The following is a 14,898-nucleotide window of genomic DNA, read 5'->3' on the forward strand; positions in this document are numbered from 1 at the left end:
GCACGATGTCCCCGGCGCGCCCGCCCGCGGCGCGGATGGAGCGCGCCACCAGGCCGGCCCAGTGGTCGATGTCGTTGCGCGTGTACCCGACCACGGTCGGCTTGCCCGTCGTGCCCGAAGAGGCGTGCACGCGCACCACCTGCTCGCGCGGCACGGCGAACATGCCGAAGGGGTAGTTGTCGCGCAGGTCCTTCTTGGTGGTGAAGGGAAACTTCGCGATGTCCGCCAGCGTCTTCAGGTCCGTGGGATGCACGCCTTTGTCGTCGAAGGCGCGGCGGTAGTGCGGCACGTTCTCGTACGCGTGCTCCAGCGTGCGGCGCAGGCGCTGCAGCTGCAGCGCCTGGATCTCGTCGCGGCTGGCCAGCTCGATGGGCTCCAGCTCGCCAGGGGCGGGTGGCCTCGCAGGCATGGGGTGTCTCCGGTGTTGTTGTGATCGATGAACCGGCGCAATCTATTGACCGACCGGTCGGTTGATCCTAAGGGGCAGTGGCTGCTCCAGGCAACGCCGATACCGCCAATGAAAACCCCAGCTTGCGTTCGTGCTTGGCGCCGTGGCGGCAGCACGGGCCACACCAATCCTGTTCGGGAATTCACCGACCGTCCGGTCGGTCGAACTTTGAGCCTGATCAAACTCCGGCGGCGAGGTGGCCCGTAACTTTGACCTGCGCCAAGAACGGGGCGCCCCGATCCAACCAAGACACTGGAGACGCAATGAAGAATGAACGCCTGGCGGAGACGATGGAGTTCCCGCCCGAGACGCCGCAACCCAACGTCTATCCGCTGTCGTGGCGGCGCCAGACCGACAAGCTGGAGGAGGTCTGGGACGCCGCGCAGCGCGAGAACTGGGACCCGAAGCACCTGTGCTGGGACAGCTTCGACGCCGAGTCGTACTCGTGGGAGGAGCGCGAGGCCATTGCCTACTGGTGGACGCTGCTGTCGGTGTTCGACGCCTCGGCGCCGCCGGTGTTCGCCTCGGCCTTCATCAAGACCTACGAGGCCCATGAAGAGGACGCCGTGCGCCGCTGCTTCTTCTCCGTCACGCGCGACGAGCAGAACCACGAGCAGATGTGCGGCCTGGCGATCACGAAGCTGCTGGATCATCCGGACCCGATCACCTACGAGCCCAAGACCGAACTCGGCCGCAAGCTGCAGAAGAACGCCAAGTGGCTCTACTACAACGGCGGGCGCTACTGGAGCGGCTACAAGTCCGCGGTGCCCAAGTACAGCCTGGCGGTGCTGTTCAGCTCCTTCCTGATGGGCGAGATCGCAGCCGCAACCATCTTCCACCAGATGGCCGAGGGCTGCCGCGAGGAGGTGTTCAAGGAGGCCTTCCGCAACATCGGCCGCGACGAAGGGCGGCACATGGCCATCTGCATGGCGCTGATGGAGCGCGACTACCCGAAGATGGACCTCGCGGACAAGCCGCTCATCACCAAGCAGGTGCGCGCGGGCTACCTGTTCCTGTCGGCCGTGCTGTTCGAGCCGCCGCCCGACTTCTGGGACCTGCCCAACGACTTCATCGCCAACCAGCGCGCGGGCGAGGAGGTGGCGCGCGCCGCGGGCTTCCACATCCCCGACTACGACGCCAAGAAGGAGAACTGGAAGAAGGCGATGCTCAACCTCAAGGGCGTGCTGGACCGCTACGACATCCCCTTCCCGGCCATCCCGGAAGTCGGCATCAGCGGCCAGGAGGTCACTGACATCGACATGGCCAGCATCATCCCGGTGTTCTGAGCATGAGCGCGCGCATCCGCCTGTACCCCTCGGGCAAGGAAGTGGAGTGCGCGGCCGGCGACACCGTGCTGGCCGCGCTGGAGAAATCGGGCTACGCCCTGCCCAACAACTGCCGCGCCGGCGCCTGCGGCGAGTGCAAGGTCAAGGTGCGCGAAGGGCGCTTCGACCAGGGCATGGTGCTGGACATGGCGCTCTCCGCCGAGGAGCGCGCGCAGGGCTTCGGCCTCATGTGCATGGCCAAGCCGCTGTCGCAGGAGCTCGTCATCGAGTGGGGCACGGCGGACGCGCAGCCGCGGCTGTTTCCGCCGCGCGAGCACCAGCTCTACGTGGTGGCGGACCGCATCCCGCGCACGCAGCGCATCGTGGAGCTGCGGCTGCGCCCGGTGGGCCAGCCCATGCGCTACTGGCCGGGCCAGTACGTGATGCTGGGCGACGCGCGCGCCGGCGCGCCGCCGCGGCCCTACTCCATTGCCAACGCGCCGCGGCCCGATGGCGAGATCACGCTGCAGGTCACGCGCGTGGAGGGCGGGGTGACCAGCGCCTGGGTGCACGAGCAACTGCAGCCGGGCACCCGCGTGAAGCTCGCCGGCCCCTACGGCACCTTCATCGGCGACCCCTCGGTGGACACGCCCGTGCTGTGCATGGCCGCAGGCTCGGGGCTGGCGCCCATCCTCTCGCTCGCCGAGGCGGCGCTGCGCCGCGGCTTCAAGCGCCCGGTGACGCTGCTGTTCTCGGCCCGCACGCGCGCCGACCTGTACGGCGCCGGGCTGATGGAGTTCTGGACGGCCAGGCACCGCAACTTCACCTTCAAGCCCACGCTGACGCAGGAGGGCGGCCCCGGCCTGCACGGGCGCATTCCGCAGCTGCTGCCGGACCTGTTCAAGGACCTCTCGGCCTACTCGGTGTTCGTGGCCGGTGCCCCGGCCTTCGTCACCGACTGCGTGGAAGCAGCGCGCCGGCTCGGCGCGCGCGACGGGCTGATCCACACCGAAGGCTACTTCGGCGCGGCGCCGGCGCAGGTACCGCCGACGAGCCAGCTGGTGGCTTGAGAGCAGGTGGCCGGCTCCAGGGCGGGCCGGCCGTGGGCTACGCGGCCGCAGCCCCTTCTTGCGCGAGCTTGAACACCGCCACGGTGCTCACCAGTTCCTGCGCGCGCGACTTCAGGCTCTGGGCCGCGGCTGCGCTTTCCTCCACCAGCGCGGCGTTCTGCTGCGTGGCCTTGTCCATCTCGGAAACGGCTTCGCCGACCTGTGCCACGCCCGAGCTCTGCTCGGCGCTGGCCGCGGTGATCTGGCCCATGAGGTTCGTGACCCGGCGGATGGACACCACCACGTTGTTCATCGTCGCCCCGGCCTGGTTCACCAGCGTGGAGCCTTCGTCCACCCGCTCCACGCTGCTCTGGATCAGCGTCTTGATCTCCCTGGCCGCCGACGCGCTGCGTTGCGCCAGGCTGCGCACCTCGCCGGCGACGACGGCGAAGCCGCGCCCCTGCTCGCCCGCCCGCGCGGCTTCGACGGCGGCGTTGAGCGCGAGGATGTTGGTCTGGAAGGCAATGCCGTCGATGACGCCGATGATCTCGGCAATCTTCTGCGAGCTGGCGTTGATGTCCTTCATCGTCTCGACGACCTGGTTCACGACCTCACCGCCCTGCGCCACCACCTGGGAGGCCGCCACCGCCAGCTGGTTGCCTTGCACGGCGTTGTCGGCGTTCTGCCTGACCGTGGCCGCCAGCTGCTCCATCGAGGCCGCCGTCTGTTCCAGCGCGGACGCCTGTTCCTCGGTACGGCTGGAGAGGTCGTTGTTGCCTTGAGAGATCTGCGCGGACGCCGCGGCCACTTCCTCCGCACTGGAGCGCACCGTGGACACGAGGCCTGCCAGGCTGTCCTGCATCCGCTTGAGCGCGGCCAGCAGGCTGTCCTGGTCCCCGGCACGCAGCGTGATCGGCACGCTGAGGTCGCCCGCAGCCACCCGCTGCGCCAGCGCGGCCGCCTCCGCCGGTTCGCCACCGAGCTGGCGCGTCACGCTCCGGACAATGACGAAGGCCAGCGCCGAGGCCAGCGCGACGGCAGCGGCGATGAGCACGGTGGTCCACAGGATCGCCGACTCGAAGGTGTCATGCGCCGCCACCGCGGCGACCTCGGAAGCCTCGTTGTTGTACTCAACCAGCTTGTCCAGCTCCTCCACCATGGCGAAGAACGCTGAGCGCGAGGGGCCGCGGTAGAAGTTCTTCACGCTGTCCCTGAGGCCGTCATCGGCGCTCGAAAGCTCCATCAGCTTCCCGTGCTGGGCCATCCAGGCGTCCCTGCGCTGCTTGAAGGTCTCATAACCCGCGCGCTCCTCGGCCGAGGAGATCAGCCGCTCATAGGCCTGCTGCTTCTCGAAGAAAGTCACCTTGGCCTGGCTGATCCGCTTCTCGATCTGGCCCATCTCCTCGCCATCCACCGACAGGACGTGATCGGCCTCCTGGCGGCGCAGATGATTGGCAGCAGCCTGCAGCTCGCCGAGCACCTTGACGCTGGGCAGACGGTTCTCCGCCACCTCCTGTGTGCGAGCGTTCACGCTGGACAAGCGGCTCAGGGCGAAGACGCCCACGGCCACCGTCAGCAGCACCAGCATCGCGAATGCCAAGCCGAGCTTGGTGCCCAGCCTCATTGAGTTCCTGTTCATGCAACGATCTCCCTCTACCTGAGCCCGGCCCCGCTGAAGATCGAATGCCTACACGGCCCGAGCACAGTCTTGAATTGATTTGTGTCAACTGGATGTTACCCTTGTACGACGACTGCCGTAATAGAAACCATTTGCATATAAATCGAAGCACCGAGTGTCACTGTCGTGTCACGGCAAAAGGCCGGTGTCCCACCAACAACCGTTCCGGCATGACACCAGCCGGGGTGTTGCCGCCGGCCGGCTGCAGGACGGCGCCGCAGCACTGAAGCGGCATCCGGGAGCGGTGCTTCTTCACATTTGATGCGGACGCAGCAACTGCGGTATCGCACCGGCGTGTGGCAGCATGACCTTGCTCCAAGTAGGCAGAGAGACGCGGAGGAGGTTTAGAGTGGTTCCGCTTCAGGGTCCGTCACTGGATCCGCTCACGCTGCTGTTTTCGCTGAGCGTGCTGGGCTTCCTGATGGCCGTGGTCTTCCTGAGCTTTGCCCAGGCCATGCCCGGCTACCGGGTCGCTCTCGTGGCATGGAGCAAGGCCATGGCGGCCGTCGGCGCCGCGTTCCTGCTCTATGTCTTTCGCAACCATGCACCGTTGGTGCTCACTTTCGTGCTGGCCAACACCCTGGTGCTGGGCCTGCCGCACTGGAGCCACGAGGCACACGCGCGGCTGGTCGACGCACCGCCCCGGCGCGGGATGACGCTGGCCTGGTCAGCCTTGGGAATCAGCGGCGTGCTGGCGACCTACGCGCTGGAGCTGCCGCGCCAGGTGGCCTTCATCACCATGTCCATCGCGTTCGCCGCGATCCTGGCCATGACGGCCCTGCTGATCCTGCGCGGCCTGCGCGGGCGCCGTTCGCCTTCGATGCTGACAGCGCTGTTCTGCTACGCCGCCTTGTCCATCGCCTTCGCCTTGCGGGCCCTGTTGGGGCTGGTGGGAAGTGGACACCAGCTCATGCCGAGCTCGGCCTCGCTCGCACAGATCTTCACGCTGCTGCCGGGCTCGGTGCTGATCGTGGTCTGCTCGATCTGTTTCCTGTCCATGGTCCACGAGCGCCGCATGGCCGAGGGTGTCGACTCCATGACGGGGCGCCTGCAGACGCAGACCGGGCTGGTGGCGCAGCGCACCGCGGAGCTGGAGGCGGCCAACGCGGTGCTGCTGGAGCGCGAACAGGAGCTGGCCCGCCGCGCCGAGCAGGCCGAGGCCGCCACGCGGGCCAAGAGCCTGTTCCTGGCCAACATGAGCCACGAGATCCGCACGCCCCTGAACGGCGTCATCGGGCTGAGCCAGCTGCTGCAGCAGATGCCGCTGGAGCCCCGAGCGGCGGAGTTCGTGGGGCACATCAAGCAGTCCGGCGAGCATCTGCTGGCGCTGACCAACGACGTGCTGGACCTGTCGCGCATCGAAGCCGGGGAAATGTCCCTGGAGCACGAGGCTTTCGAGCCGGCGCTGCTGTTGGCATCGGTGCTGGCCATGATGCGGCCCCAGGCCCACGCCAAGGGCCTGGTGCTGGAGGGCGAGGTTGCGCCGGACCTGCCGCTGCAACTGATGGGTGATTCGTTGCGGCTGCGCCAGGTGCTGCTGAACCTGCTGAGCAACGCGGTGAAGTTCACCGCGGCCGGCCGCGTGAGGTTGCGGGCGCACGTGGTGGCGCGCGAGGGCGGCCGGACCCGGCTGCGGCTGGAGGTCGAGGACACGGGCATCGGCATCGCCCCCGAGCAGCACGCGCGCATCCTGGAACCCTTCAGCCAGGCCGACAGCTCCATCACGCGCCGTTTCGGCGGCTCGGGCCTGGGCCTGTCCATCGTGCGGCGCCTGGTGGACCTGATGGGCGGCACGCTGCGGGTCCGCAGCCAGCCGGACCAGGGCAGCGTCTTCAGCGTGGAGCTGCCCTTCCACGACGCCTGAAGGAGCGCCCTCGCCGGCCTGGCGAGGGCGCCTGGGGCAACGACCGCAGTGCGCGGCGGCCCTTATCCCCGCTTGGCCACCAGCGTCAGGATGTCGTAGCTCGCCACCATCTCCCCGTGCTGGTTGGTCACCTGCACGTCCCAGGCGACGACGCCCTGCCCCTGACCCTTGGCGTCGGTCTTGTTGCGGTCGATCTTGCGCTTGGCCGTGAGCCGCGCCTGGATGGTGTCGCCGACGGCCACGGGCTTGACGAAGCGCAGCGTGTCCAGCCCGTAGTTGGCCAGCACCGGCCCCGGCGCCGGCGACACGAACAGCCCCGCCGCCGCCGACAGCACGAAGTAGCCGTGCGCGATGCGCTGGCCGAAGGCGGTGTCCTTGGCAGCGATCTCGTCGAAGTGCATGTAGAAGAAGTCGCCCGAGATGCCGCCGAAGGCCACGATGTCCGCGTCCGTCACCGTGCGCCGGTGCGTCAGCAGCGATTCGCCGATGCGCAGGTCCTCGAAGTGGCGGCGGAACGGGTGCACCTCGCTCTCGAACACCTGCGCGCCGCGCACGTACTCGCCGGTCACGGCCGTGAGCATGGTGGGCGAGCCCTGCACCGCCGCGCGCTGCAGGTTGTGCTTGACCGCGCGCAGGCCGCCCAGCTCCTCGCCGCCGCCGGCGCGGCCCGGGCCGCCGTGCTTGAGCGGCGGCAGTGGCGAGCCGTGGCCGGTGGATTCCTTGGCCGCCTCGCGGTCCAGCACCAGCAGCCGCCCGTGCAGCGCCGCCGCCACCGGGATGAAGCGCGCGGCCGTGGCCGGGTCCTTGGTCACCAGCGTGCCCACCAGGGAGCCGCGGCCGCGCGCGGCCAGCGCCAGCGCCTCGTCCAGGCCCTCGTAGGGCATGAGCGTGCTCACCGGGCCGAAGGCCTCGACGTCGTGCGCGGCATCGTGCGTCAGGGGGTTGCGGCTCAGCAGCAGCGTCGGCGAGAAGAAGGCACCCTCGGACACGCCCTCGCCCTGCGGATTGAAGCCGTCGCGCGCACCGAACACCAGCTCCGCGCCCTGCAGCAGCTTGTCCACCTGTGCGCCAACGTCCTGGAGCTGGCTGTGCGAGGCCAGGGCGCCCATGCGCACGCCGTCGAGCGCCGGGTCGCCCACGGTGGTCTTGCGCAACCGGTCGCGCAGCGCCTCGGCCACCGGGTCGAGCAGGTGGCGCGGCACGATGGTGCGGCGGATGGCGGTGCACTTCTGCCCGGCCTTCACCGTCATCTCCCGCGCGACTTCCTTGACGAAGAGCTGGAACTCCTCGTCGTCCGGCGTCACGTCCGGCGCCAGCACGGCGCAGTTGAGCGAATCGGCCTCGGCGTTGAAGGGCACCGAGTGGCGGATGAGGTTCGGGTGCACGCGCAGCTTGGCGGCGGTGTCGGCCGAGCCGGTGAAGGTCACCATGTCGGAGCCGTCGAGCCGCTCCAGCAGGTCGCCGGTGCCGCCGATGATCAGTTGCAGCGCGCCCGCGGGCAGCAGGCCCGAGCGCTCGATGAGGCGGATCAGCGCCTCGGTGACGAAGCTCGTGGCCGTGGCCGGCTTGCCGATGCAGGGCATGGCGGCCAGGAAGCTGGGCGCGAACTTCTCCAGCAGCCCCCAGATCGGAAAGTTGAAGGCGTTGATGTGCACCGCCACGCCGCCGCGCGGCACCAGGATGTGCGTGCCGGCGAAGTGGCCCTGCTTGCCCAGCGGGATGGCCGGGCCCTCGTGGACCAGGTTGCCCGAAGGCAGTTCGTTGCTGCCGATGCCGGCGTAGGCGAAGAGCGTGCCAGTGCCGCCCTCGACGTCGATCCAGCTGTCCGAGCGCGTGGCACCGGTGTGGGCCGAGATGGCGTAGAGCTCTTCCTTGTGCTCGTTGAGGTATTTCGCCAGCGCTTTCAGGATGGCCGAGCGCTTCTGGAAATCCAGCGCCAGCAGGTTCCTCAGGCCGGTGGTGCGGGCGTAAGCCACGGCCTCGCCGAAGTCCAGGCTCTCGGCATGCGTGGCCGCCACCGGGCGGCCGTTGACGGCGCTGCGCAGGCTCTGCGCCGCTTCCTGGCCGATCCAGCGGCCGGCGATGAAGCTTTGGAGGATGGGGGTCGTCATGTAGGAGTTCTCCTGTCGAATCGGTTCAGGCCGCCACCGCCGCCTTCTTCGTGCCCAGGCCCAGGTACGTGTCGATGATGCGGCGGTCGTGGATCAGCTCCTGCGCCTCGCCGGTGAGCGCCACGGCGCCCATCTCCAGCACGTAGGCGCGGTCGGCCACTTGCAGCGCCGCGCGCGCGTTCTGCTCCACCAGCAGCACCGACACGCCCAGGTCGCGCAGCGAGGCCACGATGCGCAGCACCTCGCGCACGATCAGCGGCGCCAGGCCCAGCGAGGGCTCGTCGAGCATCAGCAGCCGCGGGCGCGCCATCAGCGCGCGGCCGATGGCCAGCATCTGCCGCTCGCCGCCGGAGAGCGTCCCGGACATCTGCGCGCGGCGCTCGTGCAGCCGCGGGAACAGCTCGAACACCTCCTGCATGCGCGCCTTCTGGTCGCGCTGGCCGCGGCGCCAGCGCGAGAAGCCGCCCAGCAGCAGGTTGTCCTCCACCGACATCTCGTTGAAGAGCTCGCGCTTCTCCGGCACCAGCGCCACGCCGTGCGCCACCATCTTCTCCACGCTTGGCCGCGCAATGGGCTCGCCGCCGAGCAGCAGCTCGCCGCGCGAGGGCAGCAGCCCCATCGCGGCCGACAGCAGCGTGGTCTTGCCCGCGCCGTTGGGGCCGATGACGGTGACGATCTCGCCTTCCTTCACCGTGAGGTTGACGCGGTGCACCGCCTCCACCTCGCCGTAGGAGACGCAGAAGTCGCGCAGCTCCAGCAAAGTTCCCTTGCTCATGCGGCCACTCCCAGGTCGTCGCTGCCGCCCAGGTAGGCGTCCAGCACGCGCTGGTTGCCCTGCACCTCGGCCGGCGTGCCCTCGGCGATGACGGTGCCGAATTCCAGCACCGTGATGCGGTCGGCCAGGTTCATCACGAACTCCATGTCGTGCTCCACCACGAGGATGCCCAGGCCCTCGGCCCTGAGTTGATCCAGCAACTTCGCCAGCGCCTGCTTCTCCAGGTGGCGCAGGCCCGCGGCGGGCTCGTCCAGCAGCAGCACCGCGGGCTGGCTCGCAAGCGCGCGGGCGATCTCCACGATGCGCTGCTGCCCCAGCGCCAGCGAGGCGGCCGGCGTGTCCGCGTGCGCACCCAGGCCGCAGCGCTCGATCTGGCGCCGCGCCTCGGCCAGCACCGCGGCCTCCTCGGCACGGTCCAGGCGCAGCATGGAGGCGATCCAGCCGCGGCTGGCGCGCAGGTGCGCGCCCACGGCCACGTTCTCCAGCACCGTGCGCTGCCCCAGCAGCCGCACGTGCTGGAAGCTGCGCGACAGGCCCAGCGCCGCGAAGGCGCGCGAAGGTTTCCCCTTCATGGCCTGGCCCATCAGCCGTACCTCGCCGCTGGTGGGATCGTCCACGCCCGAGATCATGTTGAAGAAGGTGCTCTTGCCCGCGCCGTTGGGGCCGATGAGCGCCAGGATCTCGCCCGCCTTCACGTGCAGGTTCACCGCGTTGTTGGCCACCAGGCCGCCGAAGCGCTTGGTGACCTCGCTGGCTTCCAGCACCACCTGGCCGCGCTGCGGCAGTGCCCGCTGCGGCAGCGGCGCGGCGGCCGGCAGCTTCACCGGCGTGGGCCGCAGCCAGCGCCGCGTCCAGCCCGCGAACTGCGGCCACAGGCCGTCGGCGAAGCGCTGCAGCACGAACAGCATCAGCAAGCCGAAGACGATCACCTCGAAGTTGCCGCTGCTGCCCAGCAGGCGCGGCAGCCAGTCCTGCAGCTGCTCCTTGAGCAGCGTGATCAGCGCCGCGCCCAGCACCGCGCCCCACAGGTGCCCGGCGCCGCCCACCACGGCCATGAACAGGTATTCCACGCCGATGTGCAGGCTGAACGGCGTGGGGTTCACGAAGCGCTGCAGGTGCGCGTACAGCCAGCCCGAGACGGCGGCCAGCAGCGCGGCCAGCACGAAGAGCTTGATGCGCTGGCGCCCGGTGTCCACGCCCATGGACTCGGCCATCACGCGCCCGCCCTTGAGCGAGCGGATGGCGCGGCCCTCGCGCGAGTCCAGTAGGTTGTGCAGTGCCCACAGTCCCAGCAGCACCACGGCCCAGATCAGCAGCCCCAGCACCCGCGGCGAGGCCAGCGAGAAGCCGGCCACCACCAGCGGCGGCACGCCGGCCAGGCCCGTGTGGCCGCCCAGGAACTCCAGGTTGCCGAACAGGAAGTACAGGCTCAGGCCCCAGGCGATGGTGCACAGCGGCAGGTAGTGGCCCGAGAGCTTCAGGGTGATGGAGCCCAGGAACCAGGCCACCGCGAAGGTGAGCACCAGGCCCAGCACCAGCCCGGCCCAGGGCAGCAGCGCCGGCGGCAGCGCGCCGAACAGCGCCGCCGCGTCGGGCGAGGTGCTGGCCCAGGCCGTGGCGTAGGCGCCCACGCCCACGAAGGCGGCCTGGCCGAAGCTGGTCATGCCGCCCACGCCGGTGAGCATCACCAGCCCCAGCGCCACCAGCGCATACAGCCCGATGTAGTTCAGCAGCGTGACGCTGAACTCGGGCAGGAAGCCCCAGGCGGCCAGCAGCAGCGCCACCGCGGCCAGCACCAGGTGGCGCGCGGTGAGGCCGCTGCGGGCCGCCGGCGCGGCGGCCACGGCGGGTGCGCCCTCCACCTTCTTGGCGGCAGGCACGGCGTCGGAAACGGTGTGGGACGTGCTCATTCGTCCTCCTCCACATGGTGGCTGCGCAGGCTGCGCCACCACAGCACCGGGATGATCAGCGTGAACACCAGCACCTCCTTGAAGGCGCTGGACCAGAACGAGGCGAAGGACTCCAGCTGCCCCACCAGCAGCGCGCCGGCCAGCGCCAGCGGGTAGCTCGCGAGGCCGCCCACGATCGCCGCGACGAAGCCCTTGAGGCCGATGAGGAAGCCCGTGTCGTAATAGACCGTGGTGATCGGCGCCACCAGCAGCCCCGCCACCGCGCCGATGAGCGCGGCGAAGGCGAAGCACACGTCGCCCGAGAGCTCGGTGGGAATGCCCATGAGCCGTGCGCCCACGCGGTTCATGGCCGTGGCGCGCAGCGCCTTGCCCACGATGGAGCGCTCGAAGAACACGAACATGCCCACCACCAGCACCAGCGTGGTGAACACCACCACCAGCGACTGGCCCGTGATGCTCAGGCCGCCCACGTCCAGCCGCAGCTCGGAGAACGCGTTGGTGCGCGAGCCCTCGGCGCCGAAGAACAGCAGCCCCAGGCCCACCAGCACGCCGTGCAGCGCCACCGAGACGATCAGCAGCATCAGCACGCTGGCGCGCGCCAGCGGGCGGAAGGCCAGGCGGTACAGCAGCGGGCCCAGCGGCGTGATCAGCAGCAGCGTGGCGGCGGCCTGCAGTGCCTGGGATTGCGGCCGCAGCGCCACCATCGCCGCGGCGCCGGCCGGGCACAGCACGCACCAGAACAGGGTGGACTTCCAGTCCACCGTGGCGCCGCGCTGCGCGCGCCAGGCTTCCAGCGCCAGCACGGCAACCGCCAGTGCCAGCAGCAGCCACAGGCTCGCCGGCGCACGGCCGTTCTGCAGCATCGCCATCGACAGCGCCGCGAAGGCGACGAACTCGCCTTGCGGGATGAAGATCACGCGCGTGACCGAGAACACCAGCACCAGCGCCAGCGCCATGAGTCCGTAGACGGCACCGTTGACGATGCCGTCCTGCCCCAGCAAGAGGGCGATTTGTAGGTCCATGAGGTTCGACTTCCCGGGAGGGGTACTACCGCTTCATCAGCGTCAGGCCGCAAGCACCAGCGCTTGGCCCTCTACTTCGTCAGGCCCGCGCAGGCAGGCATCCAGGCGGCCCCACGCCGGAGCGTGAGCGCCAAGGCAGGCAGAAAGGACCCCAGGTACCGGCACGCCGACTGGTTCGGCCCTGGCCGGCTTGGGGAGCGCCTGGATTCCCGCCTGCGCGGGAATGACGAAGTGGTTGGCATACGCTCCAGCCGCCTGGAGACGCCCAATGCCTTACTGCCTCAAGGCTGCGCGCTGGCCTGGTACTTCCAGGCGCCGTTCTCGATCTTGACCATCACGCGCGCGCGCTGGTCCAGGCCCAGGTGGTCGTTGGGCGACATGGTGAAGATGCCGTGCGCGCCCGCCACTTCCTTGGTGGCCTCCAGCGCGTCGCGCAGCGCGGCGCGGAACTCCGGCGTGCCGGGCTGCGCCTTCTTCAGCGCCGCGGGCACGGCCGAGCTCATCAGCAGGCCGGCGTCCCAGGCGTGCGCGCCGAAGGTGGAGACGCTGCCCTTGCCCTGCGCGGCCTCGTAGGCGGCGACGTAGGCCTGCGCGCTCTTCTTCACCGGGTGCGAGGCCGGCAGCTGGTCGGCCACCAGCACCGGGCCGGCGGGCAGCAGCGTGCCTTCCACGTCCTTGCCGCCCACGCGCAGGAAGTCCGCGTTGGCCACGCCGTGCGTCTGGTACACCTTGCCGTTGAAGCCGCGCTCCTTGAGCGTCTTCTGCGGCAGCGCCGCCGGCGTGCCGGAGCCGGCGATGAGCACCGCGTCGGGCTTGGCGGACATGATCTTGAGCGCCTGGCCGGTGACGGAGGTGTCGGTGCGCGCGTAACGCTCGTTGGCCACGATCTTGAGCTTCTTGAGCGCCGCGGCCTTGGCGAACTCCTGGTACCAGCCCTCGCCGTAGGCGTCGGAGAAGCCGATGAAGGCCACGTTCTGGATGCCCGCGGCGGCCATGTGCTCGGCAATCGCCAGCGACATCATGATGTCGTTCTGCGGCGTCTTGAACACCCACTTCCGCTTGGCGTCCATGGGCTCAATGATGCGCGCCGACGCGGCCATGGAGATCATGGGCGTCTGCGCCTCGGCCGCCACGTCGATCATCGCCAGCGAGTTGGGCGTGGTGGTGGAGCCCAGGATCACGTCCACCTTGTGCTCGCTCACGAGCTTGCGGGCATTGGAGACGGCCGCGGTGGTGTCGCTGGCGTCGTCGAGCACGATGTAGTTGACCTTCTGCCCGGCGATGGTCTTGGGCATCAGGGCCACCGTGTTCTTCTCCGGAATGCCCAGCGAAGCCGCCGGGCCCGTGGCCGAGAGCGTCACGCCGACGTTGATGTCGGCCTGCGCCAGCGTGGCGGCCAGCAGCGCCGCAGCCATGGCGGCCAGCTTGAAAGTCTTGTTCATGCGTTGTCTCCTTCGGTGGATGTGGCCTCCGCGTGCAGCGGGCTGCGCCGGCGCGAGGCTGTCTTGGTGCTCTTGTCGCTGCTCACGCGCTGGGGCGGCCGCACGGCCGGCACGCCGCCGACCAGCAGGTCCGCCACGATGCCGGCCATGTCCTCGTAGGACAGGTCCCCATCGGGCCGCAGCCACGTGAACATCCAGTTGATCATGCCGAACAGCAGCATGGTGACGGGTTTGACGAGCCCGGCCGCCTGCTGGCCGGGCTGCCACTCGGCGATCGCGTCCGCGAAGCCACCCGTGACGCGGCGCTGCATGTCGAGGATGCGCTCACTGTCCTCAGGGTGCAGGAAGCGCACGTCGTCCGTGAGCACGCGGTGCGCGTGCTGCGCGTGCGCGTACTCGCCCAGGATGCGCACCACCATCTGCCGCACGCGCTCCTCGGCGCCCAGGTCCTGCGCCTGCACCGCCTCCACCATCGCCACCAGCCGCGCCACGTGGCCCTCGGTGATCTCCACCAGCAGGCTGTATTTGTCGCGGTAGTAGTGGTAGAGCGTGGCCTTGGACAGGCCTGCAGCCTCGGCCACCTGGTTCATCGAGGTGGCCGGATAGCCGCTGCAGGCAAACAGCTCCGCCGCCCGCGCCAGGATCATCTCGCGCTGGTCGTCGTAGTTGGCGGCACGTCCGCGGGCCATGCGGCTTTACCTCTCGTCAAAGGACAGGATCACGCGCTCGGTGAGCGGGTGCGCCTGGCAGGTGAGGACGAAACCGGCCGCGACCTCGTTCTTGTCCAGCGCGAAGTTGCGCTCCATGCGCACCTCGCCCTCCACCACCTTGGCGCGGCAGGTGCCGCACACGCCCGAGGTGCACGAGAACGGCACTTCCATGCCGCAGGCCGAGGCCGCGTCCAGGATGCTGGGCTGCTGCTTGTGGAACTGGATCTCGCGCCGCAGCCCGTCGCGGATGATGACGATGCGCGCGCTCTCCGCGTCGCCCGGCTGCGCCTGGTGCACCACGGCGTCGGCCGTGTGCGCCGTGCCGGCGGCCTGCGCCACGCCGAAGCGCTCGATGTGGATGCGGTCTTCCGGCACGCCCGCGCCCAGCAGCGCCGCCTCGGCCTCGTCGTTCATCTGGAACGGGCCGCAGATGTAGGCATGGTCGATGGAGGCCGCCGGCACCACGCTGCGCAGGAACTCGCCGATCTTGTCGCGGTTCATCACGCCCATGTTCAGCGGCGAGTCGGTGGGCTCGTCGGAGAACACGTGGTGCAGCACCAGCCGGGACATGTAGCGGTTCTTCAGGTCTTCCAGCTCTTCCTTGAACATGGTCGACTGCAGCGA

11 protein-coding genes and 1 pseudogene are annotated in these 14,898 nt (G+C 69.5%); 3 read left to right on the forward strand and 9 right to left on the reverse strand.

Features of this window, described 5'->3' with window-relative positions; all coding sequences use genetic code 11:
• A pseudogene (locus H537_RS43880) lies at window positions 1-409 on the reverse strand (phenylacetate--CoA ligase); the annotation flags it as partial.
• A 302-nt stretch (window positions 410-711) separates the two neighbouring features.
• Between H537_RS43880 and H537_RS0117780 the strand changes: the two are divergent.
• Both H537_RS0117780 and H537_RS43885 read left to right on the forward strand, forming a co-directional pair.
• Complete coding sequence (locus H537_RS0117780; protein WP_028998938.1) at window positions 712-1,734, forward strand: hypothetical protein; 1,023 nt, start codon at window positions 712-714, stop codon at window positions 1,732-1,734.
• A gap of 2 nt (window positions 1,735-1,736) precedes the next feature.
• Window positions 1,737-2,783 (forward strand): 2Fe-2S iron-sulfur cluster-binding protein, encoded by a 1,047-nt coding sequence (locus H537_RS43885; protein ID WP_051242901.1) that lies wholly within the window; start codon window positions 1,737-1,739, stop codon window positions 2,781-2,783.
• Window positions 2,784-2,820: 37 nt separating this feature from the next.
• On the opposite strand, the gene H537_RS56530 is transcribed toward H537_RS43885, so the two are convergent.
• Window positions 2,821-4,401: a methyl-accepting chemotaxis protein gene (locus H537_RS56530; RefSeq protein WP_084150781.1), complete on the reverse strand. Its 1,581-nt coding sequence runs from the start codon at window positions 4,399-4,401 to the stop codon at window positions 2,821-2,823.
• Window positions 4,402-4,789: 388 nt separating this feature from the next.
• Here H537_RS56530 and H537_RS49435 point away from each other — a divergent pair, with 388 nt between their 5' ends.
• Complete coding sequence (locus H537_RS49435) at window positions 4,790-6,304, forward strand: sensor histidine kinase (protein WP_051242905.1); 1,515 nt, start codon at window positions 4,790-4,792, stop codon at window positions 6,302-6,304.
• Between the two features lie 62 nt (window positions 6,305-6,366).
• Here H537_RS49435 and paaZ read toward each other — a convergent pair whose 3' ends face one another.
• The 7 genes from paaZ to H537_RS0117830 all read right to left on the reverse strand — a co-directional run.
• Entirely contained in the window at window positions 6,367-8,415 is a 2,049-nt protein-coding gene (gene paaZ, locus H537_RS0117800; protein ID WP_028998939.1) for a phenylacetic acid degradation bifunctional protein PaaZ, read from the reverse strand.
• A gap of 25 nt (window positions 8,416-8,440) precedes the next feature.
• Window positions 8,441-9,190: an ABC transporter ATP-binding protein gene (locus H537_RS0117805; RefSeq protein ID WP_043459114.1), complete on the reverse strand. Its 750-nt coding sequence runs from the start codon at window positions 9,188-9,190 to the stop codon at window positions 8,441-8,443.
• Window positions 9,187-11,100, reverse strand: a complete 1,914-nt coding sequence (locus H537_RS0117810; RefSeq protein ID WP_051242907.1) for a branched-chain amino acid ABC transporter ATP-binding protein/permease — start codon at window positions 11,098-11,100, stop codon at window positions 9,187-9,189. The genes H537_RS0117805 and H537_RS0117810 overlap by 4 nt, the downstream gene beginning before the upstream one ends.
• A complete protein-coding gene (locus H537_RS0117815) occupies window positions 11,097-12,122 on the reverse strand; it encodes a branched-chain amino acid ABC transporter permease (protein ID WP_028998942.1) in 1,026 nt (341 codons plus the stop codon). The genes H537_RS0117810 and H537_RS0117815 overlap by 4 nt, the downstream gene beginning before the upstream one ends.
• A gap of 281 nt (window positions 12,123-12,403) precedes the next feature.
• Window positions 12,404-13,564: an ABC transporter substrate-binding protein gene (locus H537_RS0117820; protein WP_028998943.1), complete on the reverse strand. Its 1,161-nt coding sequence runs from the start codon at window positions 13,562-13,564 to the stop codon at window positions 12,404-12,406.
• Window positions 13,561-14,253 carry a TetR/AcrR family transcriptional regulator gene (locus tag H537_RS43900; RefSeq protein WP_051242910.1) on the reverse strand — a complete coding sequence of 231 codons (693 nt, stop codon included), beginning with the start codon at window positions 14,251-14,253 and terminating at the stop codon, window positions 13,561-13,563. Before H537_RS43900 ends, H537_RS0117820 begins: the two co-directional genes overlap by 4 nt.
• Before the next feature lie 6 nt (window positions 14,254-14,259).
• A partial coding sequence (locus H537_RS0117830; protein ID WP_028998944.1) for a 2Fe-2S iron-sulfur cluster-binding protein occupies window positions 14,260-14,898 on the reverse strand: 639 nt, incomplete at its 5' end.

The organism is Azohydromonas australica DSM 1124, from assembly GCF_000430725.1.
In the GTDB taxonomy this organism is placed as follows: domain Bacteria; phylum Pseudomonadota; class Gammaproteobacteria; order Burkholderiales; family Burkholderiaceae_C; genus Azohydromonas; species Azohydromonas australica.

Coding starts and splice junctions, on each gene's coding strand:
- H537_RS0117780 (WP_028998938.1), top strand. CDS start 712: ATGAAGAATGAACGCCTGGCGGAGACGATGGAGTTCCCGCCCGAGACG.
- H537_RS43885 (WP_051242901.1), top strand. CDS start 1,737: ATGAGCGCGCGCATCCGCCTGTACCCCTCGGGCAAGGAAGTGGAGTGC.
- H537_RS56530 (WP_084150781.1), bottom strand. CDS start 4,401: ATGAACAGGAACTCAATGAGGCTGGGCACCAAGCTCGGCTTGGCATTC.
- paaZ (WP_028998939.1), bottom strand. CDS start 8,415: ATGACGACCCCCATCCTCCAAAGCTTCATCGCCGGCCGCTGGATCGGC.
- H537_RS0117805 (WP_043459114.1), bottom strand. CDS start 9,190: ATGAGCAAGGGAACTTTGCTGGAGCTGCGCGACTTCTGCGTCTCCTAC.
- H537_RS0117810 (WP_051242907.1), bottom strand. CDS start 11,100: ATGAGCACGTCCCACACCGTTTCCGACGCCGTGCCTGCCGCCAAGAAG.
- H537_RS0117815 (WP_028998942.1), bottom strand. CDS start 12,122: ATGGACCTACAAATCGCCCTCTTGCTGGGGCAGGACGGCATCGTCAAC.
- H537_RS0117820 (WP_028998943.1), bottom strand. CDS start 13,564: ATGAACAAGACTTTCAAGCTGGCCGCCATGGCTGCGGCGCTGCTGGCC.
- H537_RS43900 (WP_051242910.1), bottom strand. CDS start 14,253: ATGGCCCGCGGACGTGCCGCCAACTACGACGACCAGCGCGAGATGATC.